Genomic DNA, 19,162 nt, shown 5'->3' on the forward strand with positions numbered 1-19,162 from the left:
CCCGTCCGCCGCTAAGTTAAGTAGCAAGCTACTTTTCCCCGCTCGACTTGCATGTGTTAAGCCTGCCGCCAGCGTTCAATCTGAGCCATGATCAAACTCTTCAGTTTAATATTGCTTAGTGCCTTAAAGGGCACCAATCTTGGCTCATCAATTTTCTGACAAATATTTCTCAAATAAACTTCGAGTAATTTCTACCATCAATCAATGAAAATAATTTCGATCAATCAATCAGTAAAAATCCACACAAGTTGTTCTTCATAATCTCTTAATGATCTTCTTAATACTTCGTCAGTAATTAAGTCGCTCAACTCAATAAACTCAACAACTTAGCACTTCGTGCTTCGTTCGTTTCCGTCTATCTCGTCGGGATGAGCACAGTATAGGGCAATTTCGTACACACGCAAGCGCTTTTAACTGACTGCTTTATCGAGTGTTGTATTTTTACGCACCATTTTGGCTCATTTTCACTCTAACTTAAGCATAAACATATAATTTTAAAGCAGAAATATGAATAAAATATTTCCGCCTTATTTTTTTCTTAATTTTTCACAGTTGTTGGTTTAATACTCACACTGACGATTTTTACTGCTTGTTGCGGTACATTTTGATGCATACCGAAGTTTGCAGTTGGAACTTTGGTAATTTTATCCACCACATCCATACCTTTAGTCACTTTACCAAATACGGCATAACCTGCATTCATCTGACTTTTATTTAAAAAGTCGTTATCTACTGTATTAATAAAAAATTGGCTACTTGCTGAATTAGGATTATTGGTACGTGCCATCGCTAAAGTACCACGCACATTTTTCAAACCATTATAAGATTCATTTTGGATTGGGGCTTTGGTTTGTTTTTCTGTCATTTTGGCATCCATACCACCGCCCTGAATCATAAAGCCTGGAATAACGCGGTGAAAAATGGTGCCGTTATAAAAGTTATCTTTTATATAGCCTTCAAAGTTTTTTGCTGAAATAGGGGCTTTATCATTAAAGAGTTCTATTTCAATATTCCCCAGTGAGGTTTTCATTTCTACAATGCTATTTGCAGCAATCGCTTGCAAACTTATAAATGCAGCACCTACAGCGAATATTGTTTGTCTTAACATTTTTTTACTCTTCTACTTCAAGTTGTCATTGTGAATGACTATATATTAGTCTTTCAATACAAATAAAACAGTATCTCTTTTTGAGATAAATGAGAATTACAATGAGTGAAACATTCAGTACGGTGACTTTTCATCATGATCCCCCTTGGCATTTACATGGTGATGCTTTTATTTTGAATTATTGGTTAACGCCAAACTTTATTAGACACAATCACGCTTTTCACATTGCACCCTCTCCAATTGGTCGAGTGGTACAAGTCATATTGGTTCGTTATCATGATTCCCCTGTTGGTCCATATGATGAACTACTCCTTTTAGACCATCCCTTAATCAGTAAAAGGCGCTTATCTTCTATTGCTAAAATTTATGTTTCGACCGAAATGTCCGTTATTCATGGTCAACATTTTTGGGGAATTCCAAAACAACTTGCCCAATTCGAATGGTTAATCAAAGATGATGGAATGTATTGCACCATTTCATTTGAACAACAAGAAATGAGTTTGTGTCTATATAAGTACAAACATAGCCAAACTTTTTATATCAATAGCCATCATTTACCTGCACGATTGTTAAATATCCAACAAACATGGCAAGGTTTACATTACCAATTCAGTCCTCAATTTCGCGGCAAACTATATAAACTCAAACAAGCAACATGGAAAAATACGCTCGACATCTTCCCTGATTTTTCTCAAGCGAAGCATTTACACAGTTTTTATGTGCCCGAATTTCAACTGACGCTACCAAAAGCTAAAATTGAGAAATAAATAAAAAGGTGTTTCACGTGAAACACCTTTTTATTTCGATACATAATTAAGAAAAAAAGCTTAAGCGTGTTTATCCCAAAACTTTCGATAGTTTTTACTAATTTCAATAAAGTGCTTTTTAGCACGAGAAGAAATCGGGGTGAGATTGACGAAGCCATGCGGCTGATCATTATATTCTTGGTAATGCACTTTCACGCCACGATGCCTTAATTTATGTGCGTAAATTTCACCTTCATCATGTAACACATCATGACCCGCTGTAATCACATATGCAGGCGGCAATTTATCGTGTTTACCATAGGTAGGTGAAATAATCGGATCATCTAATTCAACTTGATGTTGCTCTGCATAATAGTGCGTCACAAAATCAATATCTTCTCCAGTCAGCAACAAACCATCTTTATAAGCATAGAACGATGGATGACGACTTTTAAAATCAACAACAGGATAAATTAGCAATTGAGCCTGGGGTGCATATACTTTGTTGGCACTACGCTGTGCAACTACCGTACTAATATTCCCCCCTGCGCTATCACCCGCAACTGAAATTTTATTTTTTAAAATTTTAAACTGTTTTCTATTTTGATAGACCCATGCCAATGCATCTTCACAGGTTTGGATTAATTTCATTGGGCTGGTTTCTGGTGCTAAAGGATAGTCAATACTCAAAACCTGCACTTTCGCATAGACCGCAAGTAAACGACATACTTCATCATGACTCTCTAGCCCCCCCACGACAAAACCGCCACCATGATAAAACACCACCATCGGCAGTTTTTTACTTGGGGCTGGATGATAGTGTCGCGCAAAGATCGTGCCACTATGTAAAGGTAAACGTATATCCTCGACTCGCTTCACAGGGGTCGGTTTACTCTTAATCGATTGCATTTGCAGATCAAAGGCTTTACGGGCACGAATCACATCGGCACCAATAAAACCGCTATTGCCTTGTTTTAACTGTGCCGCCATCATGCATTTGATTAATGGGTCAAGCTCTGGATATTGATAGGGGTAGCCTAAAACTTTAACCAAAGATTCTTGAGCGAAACTCGGCAAACGATCTAAAGTGCGTGCTGCTACGCCTTGCCCTTTTTCGATCATCGTCTGTAGCGTTTGATTAAAAGCAACCATTCATGCACCTTCCTTTTCTTATATTCTTCATATTTTCTACATGATCAGCTCATGAGTGACCATAATCTTATAGAAGTCTAATCATCTATATACACAGTAAAAACATTCATACGCTAATCTTCTTTTTATACCTTGTCATTGACAATTTCCACGTATATTTCGGAGTGTTTTTGCTACTCCTTAAAAAGAAGGATATTAGGCTATGGCTAAAAAACTCATGATACTTGCTTTAGCGACCACATTTTTAGCTGTAGGTTGCGTAGCATTTCCTGAAGATAGTGGTTATTACGATGGACATTATGACCATCGCTCCAACCGTCATTATGATCAAAATTATGACTATGATTATCGCTATGATCGTGAACGCAATCGTCAACATTGGGAATATCAACAACAGCAAAACCGTTTAGCCTTAGAACGTAAAAAGCGAGAACTTGAACGTCGCCAATGGGAACAAAAGCGTCAAAAACAATCTGATTGGGAGCATCATAAACATGACGTGAAACAACAACGCGAAAAATCAGATCTGAAAGATCGTCAAAAAGGACAACAACAAGATAAATCTCCAACCAATCGTTGGGGTGAACGTCATCAAGATCATGATAAACAGCAACGTCATCGTCGCGACGATTAAAAGCCCCTTCACCCCCTTCATTTAAGATTGGTTTTCTATGCTCTGCTGAGTTTATTTTAAGCAAAAAAAAAGCTTAGCCATAGATTGGATAAGCTTAGAAAACACATTTCAAAAATACCAAAAGAAACTACAGCGATAGAATCTAGATGAAAGAATAACCAAGCGATCAAATTTTGTGAAATACATAATTTATTTAATACTGATCATTTTTAAGTCTAAATTTGATTTCATCATTTATATCCTTAAGCAAATTTGTATTTATTCCTCTCAATTTTTAGCCATCATTTCAATTCACAATCACGACATCATCTTCATGGTGTGTGGGTTAAAGCAGAGCCATAATCAACGTTTTTATATGCATAGTATGTGCAGCGTCCAAACTGGACTTCGTTGTTGTTATCCCCATGACATCAATCCAAGCATAAACAATCCAATTCTTTTGACTGAATTGCTCGAAAAATTGTATTTTTTAACAATTTTCATCAAATTAAACAGATTTAATTGCTTGTCTCGCTTGAATTTTTATCGCTTGCCCCGACCTTTGTAGTAATCATGAATTTTATCACTCATGGCAGTTCAGAATTAACCCAGTTAACACTGAAGCCAAAAGGACTGTGCATGTTTAAGAACCCATTTAGACGGAGTAAATCTATGGCGACTGAGCAAAACGAACAAGCTCAAAACCTTGAGCAAGAGCAAGCTGATCAACAAACAGCACAAACTCAAGCTGAAACAGAGCAAACTGCCGTTTCAGTTGAAGATTTACAAGCACAAATTAAAAACTTGGAAGAAAGTTTAAAACTTGAAAAAGCACGTACAGCCAATGCTGTATACGAAGCGCAAAAAAGCGTGGAACGTATTCAACGTGATGCTGAAAAACACAAAGAAACTGTGATTGAGAAGTTCGCAAAAGAACTACTTGACTCTGTTGATAATTTAGAACGCGCAATTCAAGCCACAGGTGACACTGAATCAGCATTACTTGAAGGTGTGCAACTCACATTGAAATCACTGCTCCATACGCTGGAAAAATTCGGTGTAGTAGAAGTGGATATGAATAACGGTTTTAATGCCGATTTACACCAAGCAGTCGGCATCGCACCCGATGCTAAAGCAGGTGAAATTGGCGCTGTATTGCAAAAAGGCTATACATTGCAAAACCGTTTACTTCGCCCTGCAATGGTCTTAGTAGGTCAATAAAGTAAAAAAATTCGAGAGTTTTTCTATTTTTTTTCATCGAAAGAACTTGAAAAAATTTGAATGGCTCTCATATCGGATAACAAGCAAAAACATTGTAAAAAATTTAGAGGAAACATCCAAATGGCTAAAATCATTGGTATCGATTTAGGTACAACAAACTCTTGTGTCGCTGTACTTGAAGGCGACAAAGTTAAAGTTATCGAAAATGCGGAAGGTACGCGTACTACACCATCAATTGTTGCATACAAAGATGGCGAAATTCTGATTGGTCAATCTGCAAAACGTCAAGCAGTGACAAATCCAAAAAACACCTTGTATGCAATCAAACGTTTAATTGGTCGTAAGTACCAAGACCAAGCAGTACAAAAAGACATCGGTCTTGTACCTTACAAAATCATTCAAGCAGACAATGGTGATGCTTGGGTTGATGTAAACGATAAAAAACTTGCGCCACAACAAATTTCAGCTGAAATCTTGAAAAAGATGAAAAAAACAGCTGAAGACTACTTAGGCGAAACAGTCACTGAAGCCGTGATTACGGTTCCTGCTTACTTCAATGATGCGCAACGTCAAGCAACTAAAGATGCGGGTAAAATCGCAGGTTTAGAAGTTAAACGTATCATCAATGAACCAACGGCTGCTGCACTTGCGTTCGGTATGGACAAAAAAGAAGGCGACCGCAAAATCGCAGTTTACGACTTAGGTGGTGGTACTTTTGACGTATCAATCATTGAAATCGCTGACTTAGATGGCGACCAACAAATCGAAGTATTATCGACTAACGGTGATACATTCCTTGGTGGTGAAGACTTCGATAACGCTTTAATCGAGTACTTGGTTGAAGAATTCAAAAAAGAACAAAATTTCAACTTGAAACAAGATCCACTTGCGTTACAACGTTTGAAAGAAGCGGCTGAAAAAGCAAAAATCGAGCTTTCTTCATCAAATGCAACGGAAATTAACCTTCCGTACATTACAGCGGATGCGACTGGTCCTAAACACTTAGTGATCAATGTAACACGTGCAAAACTTGAAGGCTTAGTTGCTGACCTTGTTGCTCGTACGATTGAACCTTGCCGTATTGCACTTAAAGATGCTGGTCTTTCGACTTCTGACATCTCTGACGTAATCTTGGTGGGTGGTCAATCACGTATGCCAATGGTTCAACAAAAAGTACAAGAATTCTTCGGTAAAGAGCCACGTAAAGACGTGAATCCTGACGAAGCTGTTGCAATGGGTGCTGCAATTCAAGGTGCGGTATTGTCTGGTGACAAAACTGACGTATTGCTTCTTGACGTGACTCCATTGACGCTTGGTATTGAAACCATGGGCGGTGTGTTAACAGCAATCATCGAGAAAAACACCACGATTCCTGCGAAGAAATCTCAAGTGTTCTCAACTGCTGCTGACAACCAACCTGCTGTAGACATTTCTGTGTTCCAAGGTGAACGTAAAATGGCGCAGCAAAACAAATTGTTAGGTAACTTCCAATTGGGCGACATTCCACCTGCGCCACGTGGTGTACCACAAATTGAAGTATCTTTCGACATCAACGCTGATGGTATCTTGAAAGTGTCTGCGAAAGACAAGAGCACAGGTAAAGAACAATCCATTCAAATTAAAGCGAACTCTGGTTTGAGCGATGCTGAAATTGAAGCGATGATTAAAGATGCTGAAGCGAATGCTGAAGAAGATCGTAAGTTCGAAGAACTGGCTAAAGCTCGTAACGAAGCGGATGCATTAGTATCTTCTTCTCAAAAAGCAGTGAAAGATCTTGGTGAACAAGTGACTGATGATGAAAAAACTGCAATTGAAACTGCAGTAACTGAGCTTGAAGCTTCAACTAAAGAAAATGATGTTGATGTGATTAAAGCAAAAACTGAAGCACTTCAAAACATCATCATGCCGATCTCTCAGCGTGCTTATGAAGCTGCTCAAGGTCAAGGCGGAGCTGAAGGTTTCGATCCTAACCAGTTCGGTGGTGATGCAGGTCAACAACAGCAAAAAGCTGATGATGGCGTTGTAGATGCTGAGTTCACTGAAGTTAAAGATGACAAAAAATAATTTGTCGTTTTAACTCAGTTATAAAAAACCGCGCATAAGCGCGGTTTTTTTTATTTTTATAATAAGGATAAATGTTATACAGTATTTAAAAGAAATGACTTTTTAAGATGTTATGCGCTTCATTGTACTTTGTATATCAATCATATTTGTCTTATTGCTGACCTACCAAACTCGAAATCATCCGCAAGTTCGACACAATGCCGTGCTCGATAGAATACAACATCCTTTCGATATCCGCCTCCGTTACCGTATTGCCGAAGTTGACCCACGTTTTGGTTTAAGCAAAGAGCAGGTTATGCAACTGAGTCAACAAGCCACTGATATTTGGAAAATGGGCACAGGAAAAGACTATTTTGTTTATGATCCAGATGCCAAACTCACCATTCATTTAATCTACGATGAACGCCAAGATGAGTCCAATCAACGCCGTCAACAGTTAGGCAATATCGAACAAAATCAGCAAATTTGGTCGAACAAAAATCAAAATCTCAAGCAAGTTAAAGATGAAATAGATCGGGCCAATACCCTACTCGACACGAAGAAAACACAGCTGGATGCTCAACTACACCAATATAATCAGCAAATTACTATAATCAATCAAAGCGGTAGTATCCATCCATCACAACGTGATCTGTTTATACAACGACGTAACCAACTACAACAACAAATTTTTGCGCTAGAACAAGAAATTCATCTATATAACCAAAAAATTCAACAATTGAATCATCAGGTCGGTGAGCTCAATCAAATCAACCATCAGTTAAATCAATCTATTGATCAATTTAATCAGCGCTTTCAAGCTCGGTTATTTGATAAAGGACTTTTTAATGGTAAACAGATTAATATTTATGAGTTTTCATCCAAAGATGATTTACGTCTTACCCTCGCACACGAATTTGGACATGCTCTGGGTTTAAAACATAATCAAGATCCCGTCGCACTGATGTATCCAATGATGAAGGATCAAAATATGCAAAATTTCAGCCTAACCACTGCAGATTTAGCCTTGTTACATGACCGTTAAACAACGACCGAGATACAATGTAAGAATCCCTTACTTTTTATAAGTATATGTATGAGAATAGAGCAGAAATAGTGCGTATTTAATGTTATTGTAATATACAGAAATAACAAGATAAAATCTCTGGAGACGCGTGTGAGTTACTACCATATTCTAATTGAAATGAAAGATCACATTAGTACGATTGAGGAAACACGCGACGTTGAAATTTTTGATATTGTTAATATTCAACCTTATCTCCATTCAATTTTATTACCCTTTTTAAATGAACAATTAATTGAATTAGAAGATGAAAACTTTGAGTTCAGCGACATTCTTCATCTGGAAATCAAACAGACCTTATTGCCCATTCAACATTTAATTGAAGAAGAACAGCGCTTACTGCCAAGTGATACAGATGTCACCATTTCGGCACATGAAATTTTTAACAACCGTGATTTATGCCAAGATGTGACCACTGTTGTTTTTGATCTTTTGGAAGCTGCTAAACTAGAGCCTTAATAGGGATTAGTCTCTTATTCTTTCTAGAATCTGACCGATATCATTTCAATTTTCTAAAATAAAATTTAGCTATAAAAAAAGCCCTCTAAACAGAGGGCTTTTTAAAATCTTTTTATTAAATAGAGAAAGATGAACCACAACCACAAGTTGTTGTTGCATTTGGGTTTTGTACCACAAAACGTGAACCTTCTAAGCCTTCAATATAATCAACTTCTGAACCGATAAGATATTGATAGCTTAAAGAATCCACCAGCATTTTTACATCGCCATTGAGAAATTCAGCATCATCTTCATTCATGCTTTCAGCGAAGTTAAAGCCATAAGAAAAACCTGAACAACCGCCACCTGTAACATAAACGCGTAACATTAATTCTTGGTTGCCTTCACTATCACGCAATTGGCGTACTTTATTCGCAGCATTGTCGGTCAGCACCAAAGTTTGGGCATTCATGTTGGATTCCTCTGTTCAATTCAGATGTCTTTAAAAGATAAAGACCATATTTCAAGTATATCATACCCAATACATGGTCAGTATTTGAAGATTTAAAGTTAAATCTGAGTATTTTTATCAAGATTGTTTGTAGTTCTCATCTTGAAGACTACATTCGAAGTTTTTTGGGTCTTCCTTACAACGGAATTGCCATAATAATTTCATCATCCGTTTATCATAAACGCCACGTTTGGTTAAATCGACACGTGATTCTCGCATCAACTTTTGATAACCTGGTTTATCCGCAGTCGGAACTTGCATCCAATATTTTTGTGGAATATCCGCTTTCATTTTACCTAAAATACCAAAGGCACGAGGCAACTGACTTTTCACCCATTCACGTGATTTTTGTCCATAACCGGCAGGGAATTTATCTGGACGAATAATCAGGTTACCCGTGACTTGTAAAATTGGATAATTCACAATCGCACCTTTAGTGCCTAACCCTTTATGTAACTCTAACGGTTTAAATACAGCAGCAGGTGCGCCAATAATATCCACCTGACCATTGTTAAATTTGGCACCAAAGTTGGTTACATCTGCGCTAACTGCTTGCGCACCAATTTGCTGAACCATAATTTTCTGTGCTTCATCATAATCTAAGACTGCAATTTTTTTACCTGCAGCTTTCGCCACAGTATTGATGTTTCGATCATTCACCATTAAATAGGCATCACCGACTGGAATTACCCCCACTACTTCATATTTACCACGAACCATCTGTTTGGAAAAAACAGGACTGGCTAAACCTTGCATCACTTTAACAGCAAGTTTTAAATCGGGAATCGCACCAATGGCATCTAAAGAGCCTGTAAAGTCATTGAACTGGCGACCACGCATCCCTGTAACACTGATTGCATCACATTTACCCGCTTTAAAGTCTTCAGCAATGACCGCTTCGTTTTGCCCCACACGTAATTCAATATCTGCACCCCAAGTTTTGGCTGCAAGTTGATAATCTTTCATGAGGGTAAAGACATCGCCACTTTTACCGACTAAATCAAATACACACATTACTTGTTTTGCTTGAGCAACACCTGTTACGGCACACAAACTCATACCCAGCAGCAGTGTTTTAGACCATGGCATCATGATTTTTTCTTCCTTGTTTCTTTGTTTTCATTCAATTTTAGATTGAAGCTTTTTGAGTTTTTATTTATCGCGAATCACTGCATGTAATACTTGATTTCATTTTTATGATAAAAAAATTTATCACTATTTTTAAGACTACGCTTTTTTGAGCTAACAACAATGGCAAAAATGACAGATTTAATTAGACAAAAAAGCCTAGATTAAATCTAGGCTTTATTTTTAAAAATCAACGTTATTCACCACCAAGTGAACATTCAAAATTGGCTTTATCGACAGAGCAACGTGCTTTTTTCAACACCCCCATCATACCAGCATCATAAATCCCACGTTTGGTCATATCCATACGACCTTCACGAAGTAATTTTTGATATTTAGTTTTATCCTCAGCTGCCAAGTTCATTTTAAACTTCGCAGGAATACTGGTCTCAAGACGGTTAATCATCGCAAAACTTTTCGGTAAGTTTTTCACAAACCAATCACGCGATTTTTGCCCAAAACCTGCAGGGAATTGATCTGGACGGATAATAAAATCTGCTGTTACTTGTAGTACTGGAAAATTAAACATCCCACCATTTGAACCTAAACCTTTATAAATTTCTAGAGGTTTATAAGCATAAGCCGGTGCACCTACCATATCTACCTGACCATTGTTGAACTTCGCTACAAAGTTAGAAATGTCAGAAATGACTGCTTGTGCACCGACACGTTGCACCATAATTTTTTGTGCATCGTCATAACCCAATACAGCAAATTTTTTACCTGCTGCTTTTTCAATCGAATCAATTTTTTTATCACGTACAAAAATAAAAGCAGAACCTAAAGGAGCAATACCAGCAACTTCATACTTTTTGCCGCCCAAATTACTCACCATTTTCGGAGCATTACGTTGATCAAGTGCAAAAGTAATCGCACGTTGTGCAATTGCATTGCTTGGCGCACCACCTAAAGCATCAATAGAGCCCACAAATTTATTATACTGACGTGCACGCATTGCCGTCATAAAAACAGCATCACATTTGCCTGCTTTAAAATCATTATCAGCAACAGATTCATCTTGGCGTGGAATTAAATTAACATCAGCTCCCCATCCTTTGGCAGCAAGCGCCCATTCCTGAGCCATTTGATAAGATTCACCAGATTTACCCAGTAAATCAAATACACATACATCTACTTTAGCTGCCTGAGCTGTGGTTGTTAAACCTACAGCAGAAAATGCGGTTAATGCGAGAATCATTTTTTTCATTGGAGCTGTCCTTTTTAGAATCTTGTTGTTTAACGAGTATCCGTTCACGTTATGAATATTAAGCAAGTTCAGCATAAAAAAATAGAGCATTTGCTCCATTTTTTTATGCTCTATAGGTCAATTTTTCTTAATTCACTAAGTTAATAATAAAATCATTATCTTAGATTCGTACTATTTCTTGTATATTTCATAAATTTTCAATAATTTTACATATAAATACATAAAAACTAGTTATTCACCGCCTAAAGAACATTCAAAATTGGTTCGATCTACAGTACAACGGGCTTTTTTCAGCACAGTCATCATCGATGAATCATAAATTCCTTGCTTAGTTAATTCGATACGACCATCTCTTAATAATTTTTGATACTTTTCTCTTTCTTCTTTAGATAAAGACATACGATATTTCGCAGGAATACCCTCTTCTAAACGTTTCACCATCGCAAATTGACGAGGTAATTGTTTAATGAACCAATCTCTTGATTGAATACCAAAATTGCTTGGGAATTTTTCCGTATTAAAAATTAAATCTGCAGTCACATTCAGCACTGGAAAGTTAAATAGTGCGCCATTCGCACCTAAACCTTTATCCATTTCTAAGGGTTTAAATGCATAAGCGGGTGCACCGACCATCTCAACTTGCCCTTTATTAAACTTACTCACAAAATCCGAAACATCTGAAAGAACAGGAATCGCACCAACTCGTTTTACCATGGCAATTTGTGCTTTATCATATTCTAAAACTGCAAATTTTTTCCCTGCACCTTTTTCTATCGTATTAATATTGCGATCTTTCACGAAAATATATGCAGGCCCAATTTGCCCAATACCACCCACTTCATATTGCACATTATCAATGGTTGCTTTTAGTCTTTTAATATTTCTTTTATCTAGCACATAAATGATTGCCTTATGTGCAATCGCATTACTTGGAACACCACCTAAAGCATCAATAGAACCTGCAAATTTATTATATGCACGTGCCCGCATAGTGGTCATATAAATGGCATCACATTTTCCATTTTTAAAATCGTTATCTGCTTTTTCTTCGTTTTGATACGCAATTAATCTGACATCTGCATTCCATACTTTTGCAGCGAGTGCCCACTCCTCCATCATTTTATATGATTCACCTGCTTTACCGAGTAAATCAAATACACATATATTTTGTTTTGCTTGAGCCATACTTGAAAAACTTAATAACAGTCCTGTTGATAGCAGCCAAATTCCTTTTCTCATCATATTTTCCTTATTCTTTTTCAACAACCCCTTTAAAAATAACTATAGTGTTGTTTTAAGAGCAAAAATAGAGCTTTGATTTCCTTTCTGACGAAAGGTTGTTTTTTAAACAAAAAATCACATTTTTATTTATTTACGCAAAGAAGCCACTTTATCCAATAATAATGCCTCAGATTTTTTCTTTTCTGAGTCGCTTCCTTTAGAATACGCGCACTATTCTTCTCATTTAGATATTTCAATGATTCAGTTAGATCAACTTTCTATACGTCGCGGTGGACGTGTTTTATTTCAAAAAGCATCCATGCAGCTACATCCAGGATGGAAAATTGGCTTAACAGGCGTCAATGGTGCAGGAAAATCAACATTATTTAATGCACTTCTAGGCGGCATGGAATCAGACAGTGGTTCTTTAACTCGCCCTGCGGTATGGACCGTTGCCCATATGGCACAAGAAATCAAAGCCTTAGATATGAAAGCGATTGATTTTGTTTTGTCTGGTGATGAAGAGTATTGGGAAATTCAGAACAAATTGGATCATCCTGACAGCTTAAGCGATGATGAACTGGCCCATTTATATGGCCGCTTTGATGAAATCAATGGTTATTCTGCGCCATCTAAAGCATCGCAATTAATGGCGGGTTTAGGTTTCTTTGAACATCAATCACAACTGGATGTTTCAAGTTTTTCCGGTGGCTGGCGTATGCGTCTGAACCTTGCTCGTACCCTAATGAGCCGTTCAGATTTATTGCTTCTTGATGAACCGACCAACCATTTAGACTTAGATGCCATTCTGTGGTTAGAAGATTGGTTGAAAGCCTATGAAGGCACACTGATCCTCATTTCACATGACCGTGACTTCTTAGATGCGATTACCGACCATATTTTACATATCGAAAACCAAGAATTGATTATGTATACAGGTAACTATTCAACCTTTGAACGTACGCGTAGTGAACGCTTAGCACAGCAGCAACAAGCCTATGAAAAACAATTAGAAACACGTGCCCATTTACAGAAATATATTGATCGCTTTAAAGCCCAAGCAACCAAAGCGAAGCAAGCACAAAGCCGGATTAAACAATTGGAACGCATGCAGGAACTTTCAGCTGCACATGTCGATACGCCGTTTACTTTCAGTTTCCGTGAACCAAGTAAAATGAGTTCACCATTACTTGAACTTGAAAATGCTGATATTGGTTATGGCGATAAAATTATCGTGACCAATGTGAATTTGCAAATTACTCCGACTAGCCGTATTGGTTTACTCGGGATGAATGGTGCGGGTAAATCAACTGTAATCAAATCATTGGTTGGTGATTTACAATTACTCCAAGGCGAGCGTAAAGATTCAGAATTGCTAAATGTAGGTTACTTTGCACAGCATCAAATGGATGCTTTGGATGGTAATGCTAGCCCAATGTTGCAATTGGCACGTATTGCTGAGCAAAAAGTCAGCGAAGCAAACTTACGCTCATTTTTAGGGAGTTTTGGTTTCAGTGGCGAACGGATGGATACGCCAAGTGAAAGCTTTTCAGGTGGCGAACGTGCACGTTTAGCCTTGGCTTTAATTGTATGGCAACGTCCAAACGTTTTGATTCTAGATGAGCCAACCAACCATTTAGACTTAGATATGCGTCATGCATTGACCATGGCATTAACTGACTTCGAAGGTGCCGTGGTTCTTGTATCACACGAACGTCAATTGGTTGCCAGTGTTTGTGATGAACTCATTTTGGTTCATGGTGGTGAGAGCCGAGAATTTGATGGTGACTTAGTTGCTTATGCAGATTGGTTACGCCAAGCACGTATCGACATGATTAAAAATGGCGGTAAACAACCAGCACCACCGGTAAAATCGAAAGTGGAAATAAAGCCAACGATTTCCAAACTCGATAAAGAGGGTCAACGTAAAGAAGCAGCACGTAATCGTGAGCTGAGTCGTCCAATTCGTAAAGAGATTGAAAAAAATGAAGCGCTGATTGCCAAAGTTCAGCCCCGCTTAGCAGAAATTGAAGTTTTATTGGGTAATACTGCCCTATATGAAGCAAACCATAAGGATGATTTGCTTAAACTGATGAATGAACAGACTGAATTAAAAGCAAAATTAGCACAAGCTGAAGAGCAAGTGCTTGAATTAATGATGGAATTGGAAGAACTAGAAAGCTCTTTTGAATAAGCCAAAATCAACTCTTAAGCAAAACTAAAGTGATGCTTATTTAATGATCGCAGTACAATTTTAGACTTGTACTGCGATTTTTTAATTTTTCTACATAATACTTTTATCGTGATTTCAACCATTAAAGATTAATAATTTAAATTCAAAAAATACCAAGCATAAACTTTAAATTCAAACTCCATGTTTAAATTTAAAACACCAATTCACAATCAAAAATATATTTTGAATTTAAAATAAAATCTCACTTTAAGCTGTGGATAAATTACTTTCCACCTACTTACTAAATAAAATGTAACCATTCAAAAACTTATCCACATGCGCGCTCACTCAAATAAAATCAGCTTTTTTATTCATTTAAATGTAGTTTTTCATTTTAAAAATCTAAGTTCTATAATTTTCCACACCCCTTCATTGACCCACAATTCCTGAATTTTATTCTGATTTTCCAAACCAATGAAAACCTTACAATGCGTCAAGTCTCGATCAAACTCGAACTCTTCAAATTCCACCGTAGGTTTTTGTGGCTTCCACACTCCATTTTTCACAGCATGGGCAATACGCTCATAACGGGTAAAATTACTTTCTACGCGCCCTTCTTGCTCATAAACCACTTTAAAATCCGCATGCTCATACTGAGCCAACAGATCAAAATTGCCGGTAAAAAATGCATTCACCCAGATATCTCGGATCTTTTCCAATTGATTATCCATAGTGCTAGCCTCGTAATATTGCATGATAATTTCCTATATTTAAAAGCATCATGACAGAGGAATAAGTCATTTTGATAAAACAAGTAAGGTTAAAAATCAATCATAATTAAATAAAAATAGCATAAAAAAAGCATCCCGAAGGATGCTTTTTACAATTCAACGCATCAATACATTAAGCATCAATATCCGCATTTAAGGCATTTTCTTCAATGAAGGCACGACGTGGTTCCACATCATCACCCATCAAACAAGAGAACATACGATCCGCTTCAATTGCATCATTAATGGTCACTTGCAGCATGTTACGATTTTCAGGATCCATTGTAGTTTCCCAAAGCTGCTCCGCATTCATCTCACCCAGACCTTTATAGCGCTGGATCATCATGCCACGACGTGAGTCGGATAAAATATGTTGCCAAACTTGATGGAAGCTTGTGACATTAATTTTACGCTCACCTTTCTGCAAATAAGCGCCATCTTCAAGCAATGTAAACCAACTCTTCGAGTTTTGTAGTAAACGCTTGTATTCACTTGAAGCCAATAGCCCAGAATCAAGTAAATAATGATGTGGCAAGTTATGTACATAGACCGTGATACGTGGCCAATAATGCGTCACTTTCTCACCATCTGCATGCTCTTTTTCAAAAGCTTCTAAGGTGATTTCAGGACGTAAACTTGGCTGGTATGCTTCAATTGCTGTACGCAGCTGTTCAGACCATTGTTTCACATAATCTTCATCAGGATTTTGATCAAGCTTAAATGCATCTAAACCAAGCAAACCATCCAACAAGCTTGCAGGATAACGCTGCGTTAAACGGTTTAAACTTTTTTGTGAGATTTGATAATCAGCAATCACTTTAGCTAAAGACTCACCACGAATCGCAGGTGCCTCTGCACTAATATGCAAATTAAGCTCATCAATGGCATTAGAAATTAAATAGGTTTCCAAAGCATCGTTATCTTTAAGGTATTGTTCTTGCTTACCTTTTTTCAACTTATACAACGGTGGTTGTGCAATATAAATATAACCACGTTCTACCAATTCAGGCATTTGACGGAAGAAGAAGGTCAACAGGAGCGTACGAATGTGTGAACCATCGACGTCAGCATCGGTCATGATGATGATTTTGTGATAGCGTAATTTATCAGGATTGTATTCTTCACGACCAATACCACAACCGAGTGCAGTAATCAGTGTGCCAACTTCCTGAGATGAAATCATTTTGTCAAAACGCGCACGTTCTACGTTTAAAATTTTACCTTTAAGCGGAAGAATTGCTTGCATCTTACGGTTACGACCCTGCTTTGCAGACCCCCCCGCCGAGTCACCTTCGACCAAGTAAAGTTCAGACAATGCTGGGTCTTTTTCTTGGCAATCAGCCAATTTACCCGGTAAACCCGCAATGTCTAATACACTTTTACGACGGGTTAATTCACGTGCTTTACGTGCAGCATCACGTGCACGTGCAGCATCAATAATTTTGCCTGCAATCGATTTTGCCGCTTGCGGATTTTCTAAAAGATATTCAGAAAAAGCCTTGTTCATCGCCTGCTCTACAGCGGTTTTCACTTCACTTGACACCAATTTTTCTTTGGTTTGTGATGAGAATTTCGGATCAGGCACTTTCACTGAAACAATCGCTGTCAAACCTTCACGGGCATCATCACCTGTGACAGCAACTTTTTCTTTCTTAAGAATATTTTCACTATCAAGATACTGGTTTAAACCACGCGTTAACGCTGCACGGAAACCGGCTAAATGTGTACCACCATCTTTTTGTGGAATGTTATTGGTAAAGCAACGAACATTTTCTTGATAAGTATCATTCCACTGTAACGCCACTTCTACGGTAATTCCCGTTTCAGCAGATTCAGTCGTGAAGTGGAAAATATCATTGAGGTGGGTTTTACCTTGATTGATATATTTGACAAATTCAGACAAACCACCTTCATAATCAAATACATGTTCAGCATCGATACGCTTATCACGTAATACAATACGAACCCCAGCATTTAAGAATGAAAGTTCACGCAAACGACGCGCTAAAATATCAACATTAAAAATCGTTTGAGAGAACGTTAATTCACTCGGATAGAAACGAACAGTTGTACCCGTCTCTGCGGTTTCACCAATTTCACGTAATTTATAAACTGGATCGCCATGATGATATTCTTGTTCAAAAACTTTACCAGCACGACGAATATTCAGTAATAATTTACTCGACAAGGCATTTACAACAGAAACACCTACACCGTGTAAACCACCCGAAACTTTATAGCTATTATCATCAAACTTACCGCCAGCATGAAGAATCGTTAAAATCACTTCAGCGGCAGATACCCCTTCTTCAGGGTGAATATCCGTTGGAATCCCACGACCGTTATCTGCAACACTTACAGACTCATCTTCATGGATGATGACTAAGATTTCATCACAGTGACCCGCTAAGGCTTCATCAATCGCATTATCGACCACCTCAAACACCATGTGATGTAAACCTGAACCATCGTCAGTATCACCAATATACATACCTGGACGCTTACGAACTGCATCTAGGCCACGTAATACTTTGATACTAGAGGAATCATAAGCCTTTTCATTGGTTTGTTCTATTTGAGAAGCAGCTTGATCTTCTGAACTCATGGTTTCTCCCTAGTGAAAATACAGGTCTATCCAAAGATGGGTAAAATCTAAAAACTATTGCACAACAACTTGAACTTGACCGTTTTCGACATTGAATAATTGATAAGAAATAGACAAATCATGTAAATGTTTTTTTACTGATTCATGCTCTAAAGTGGTAATAAAAACTTGACTACCAAGCTGGCTCAATCGCTCAATTAATCGCCGCTGTGCGGTTAAATCTAATTCTGCTGTCAGATCATCCAATAATACCACAGTTTCCTTATTACAGGCATGCAGCATTGCAATCTGTGACAGTTTTAAAGCCATAATCAGCAGCTTCTTTTGCCCTCGTGAAAGCACCACATCAGCATCACCTAGTGTTGTTTTTAAACGTAAATCTGCACGATGTGGACCATATTCGGTATAACGTCGATCGACGTCTTTCTGATGATGTACAGTTAGGTCATTCAGCAAGCCAAATTCGCTATGAAAGCCTGGGCTATATTCTAATTGCACCTCTAAATGAGGCAATAAAAACCTTAAATCTTGCTCAAAATAAACTTTCCATTGCTCAACAATTCCACTGCGCTGCGAATGCAACATTTCACCATACTCACCCAACATTTTGTTCCACGGTTCCAACTCATTCAGGCTGATGTTTCGTCTCGATTTCAACAAACTGTTGCGTTGTTTTAAAGCACGAGAATAATATTGCCATGCATGATAAAACTCAGGTTCCACGTGGAACATCAACCAGTCGATCAATTGTCGGCGTGGTTTCGCACCATAATCAATGATATCGGTACTTTGTGGGTCAATATGTTGTAAAGGAAGGATTTTGGCGAGTTGCCCTTGGGTGGCAATATGATCACCATTGACTTTAATCAACTGCTCACCTGACAGTAATTTTTGCATACCAATTTTTTCAGTGGCAGATTGTGCAAAAACAATGGCATTGGCTGTTTCATTTTGAATATAGTTTTTCGGGATATGGGTACGAAAAGAACGCCCTGTCGCCAATAAATGAATGGCTTCAAGAATAGAGGTTTTCCCTGAACCATTTTGCCCGTAAAAGACATTAAACGGCTGCAACTCTTGAAGTGCAACCGCTTTTAAGTTTCGAACACGTTCTATATTTAAACGCGTAATATGCATAGTTT

At 37.8% G+C, this 19,162-nt stretch carries 16 protein-coding genes and 1 rRNA gene; 7 read left to right on the forward strand and 10 right to left on the reverse strand.

The features are described from left to right. Nucleotides 1-107, reverse strand: a 16S ribosomal RNA gene (locus tag B9T25_RS13925); the annotation flags it as partial. A gap of 431 nt (nucleotides 108-538) precedes the next feature. Continuing rightward, nucleotides 539-1,108, reverse strand: coding sequence for a peptidylprolyl isomerase (locus B9T25_RS13930; protein WP_086189013.1), 570 nt, complete (start codon nucleotides 1,106-1,108; stop codon nucleotides 539-541). Between the two features lie 101 nt (nucleotides 1,109-1,209). On the opposite strand from B9T25_RS13930, the gene B9T25_RS13935 reads away from it, so the two are divergent. After that, nucleotides 1,210-1,875, forward strand: coding sequence for an acetoacetate decarboxylase family protein (locus B9T25_RS13935; RefSeq protein WP_086189014.1), 666 nt, complete (start codon nucleotides 1,210-1,212; stop codon nucleotides 1,873-1,875). A gap of 60 nt (nucleotides 1,876-1,935) precedes the next feature. Here the strand turns inward: B9T25_RS13935 and B9T25_RS13940 are convergent, their stop codons facing one another. Next, a complete protein-coding gene (locus B9T25_RS13940) occupies nucleotides 1,936-3,006 on the reverse strand; it encodes an alpha/beta hydrolase (RefSeq protein ID WP_086189015.1) in 1,071 nt (356 codons plus the stop codon). 202 nt (nucleotides 3,007-3,208) lie between these two features. On the opposite strand from B9T25_RS13940, the gene B9T25_RS13945 reads away from it, so the two are divergent. The 5 genes from B9T25_RS13945 to B9T25_RS13965 all read left to right on the forward strand — a co-directional run bounded on the left by B9T25_RS13945 (nucleotide 3,209) and on the right by B9T25_RS13965 (nucleotide 8,426). Continuing rightward, nucleotides 3,209-3,640, forward strand: a complete 432-nt coding sequence (locus B9T25_RS13945; protein WP_086189016.1) for a hypothetical protein — start codon at nucleotides 3,209-3,211, stop codon at nucleotides 3,638-3,640. A 651-nt stretch (nucleotides 3,641-4,291) separates the two neighbouring features. Then, the gene (grpE, locus tag B9T25_RS13950) at nucleotides 4,292-4,840 is read left to right on the forward strand and encodes a nucleotide exchange factor GrpE (RefSeq protein ID WP_086189017.1); all 549 of its coding nucleotides are present in this window, start codon (nucleotides 4,292-4,294) and stop codon (nucleotides 4,838-4,840) included. Between the two features lie 120 nt (nucleotides 4,841-4,960). Next, nucleotides 4,961-6,904: a molecular chaperone DnaK gene (gene dnaK / locus B9T25_RS13955; protein WP_086189018.1), complete on the forward strand. Its 1,944-nt coding sequence runs from the start codon at nucleotides 4,961-4,963 to the stop codon at nucleotides 6,902-6,904. Nucleotides 6,905-7,016: 112 nt separating this feature from the next. Beyond that, nucleotides 7,017-7,928: a matrixin family metalloprotease gene (locus B9T25_RS13960; RefSeq protein WP_086189019.1), complete on the forward strand. Its 912-nt coding sequence runs from the start codon at nucleotides 7,017-7,019 to the stop codon at nucleotides 7,926-7,928. Between the two features lie 120 nt (nucleotides 7,929-8,048). Next, nucleotides 8,049-8,426: a hypothetical protein gene (locus B9T25_RS13965; protein ID WP_171262799.1), complete on the forward strand. Its 378-nt coding sequence runs from the start codon at nucleotides 8,049-8,051 to the stop codon at nucleotides 8,424-8,426. 115 nt (nucleotides 8,427-8,541) lie between these two features. Here the strand turns inward: B9T25_RS13965 and erpA are convergent, their stop codons facing one another. The 4 genes from erpA to B9T25_RS13985 all read right to left on the reverse strand — a co-directional run bounded on the left by erpA (nucleotide 8,542) and on the right by B9T25_RS13985 (nucleotide 12,490). After that, on the reverse strand, nucleotides 8,542-8,877 hold the full coding sequence (gene erpA / locus B9T25_RS13970; RefSeq protein ID WP_086189021.1) for an iron-sulfur cluster insertion protein ErpA: 336 nt from the start codon (nucleotides 8,875-8,877) through the stop codon (nucleotides 8,542-8,544). Between the two features lie 117 nt (nucleotides 8,878-8,994). Then, nucleotides 8,995-10,005, reverse strand: coding sequence for a putative solute-binding protein (locus B9T25_RS13975; protein ID WP_086189049.1), 1,011 nt, complete (start codon nucleotides 10,003-10,005; stop codon nucleotides 8,995-8,997). 235 nt (nucleotides 10,006-10,240) lie between these two features. Then, a complete protein-coding gene (locus B9T25_RS13980; RefSeq protein WP_086189022.1) occupies nucleotides 10,241-11,251 on the reverse strand; it encodes a putative solute-binding protein in 1,011 nt (336 codons plus the stop codon). Nucleotides 11,252-11,482: 231 nt separating this feature from the next. Then, nucleotides 11,483-12,490, reverse strand: a complete 1,008-nt coding sequence (locus B9T25_RS13985; RefSeq protein WP_086189023.1) for a putative solute-binding protein — start codon at nucleotides 12,488-12,490, stop codon at nucleotides 11,483-11,485. A 238-nt stretch (nucleotides 12,491-12,728) separates the two neighbouring features. Between B9T25_RS13985 and B9T25_RS13990 the strand changes: the two genes are divergently transcribed. Continuing rightward, complete coding sequence (locus tag B9T25_RS13990) at nucleotides 12,729-14,666, forward strand: ATP-binding cassette domain-containing protein (RefSeq protein ID WP_086189024.1); 1,938 nt, start codon at nucleotides 12,729-12,731, stop codon at nucleotides 14,664-14,666. Between the two features lie 368 nt (nucleotides 14,667-15,034). Here B9T25_RS13990 and B9T25_RS13995 read toward each other — a convergent pair whose 3' ends face one another. The 3 genes from B9T25_RS13995 to recF all read right to left on the reverse strand — a co-directional run bounded on the left by B9T25_RS13995 (nucleotide 15,035) and on the right by recF (nucleotide 19,157). Further along, on the reverse strand, nucleotides 15,035-15,376 hold the full coding sequence (locus B9T25_RS13995) for a hypothetical protein (RefSeq protein ID WP_086189050.1): 342 nt from the start codon (nucleotides 15,374-15,376) through the stop codon (nucleotides 15,035-15,037). Nucleotides 15,377-15,548: 172 nt separating this feature from the next. Continuing rightward, a complete protein-coding gene (gene gyrB / locus B9T25_RS14000; protein WP_086189025.1) occupies nucleotides 15,549-18,020 on the reverse strand; it encodes a DNA topoisomerase (ATP-hydrolyzing) subunit B in 2,472 nt (823 codons plus the stop codon). Between the two features lie 54 nt (nucleotides 18,021-18,074). Next, nucleotides 18,075-19,157, reverse strand: a complete 1,083-nt coding sequence (gene recF, locus B9T25_RS14005) for a DNA replication/repair protein RecF (RefSeq protein ID WP_086189026.1) — start codon at nucleotides 19,155-19,157, stop codon at nucleotides 18,075-18,077. Between the last annotated feature and the right edge of the window lie 5 nt (nucleotides 19,158-19,162).

The organism is Acinetobacter sp. ANC 4470 (assembly GCF_002135335.1).
GTDB lineage: Bacteria > Pseudomonadota > Gammaproteobacteria > Pseudomonadales > Moraxellaceae > Acinetobacter.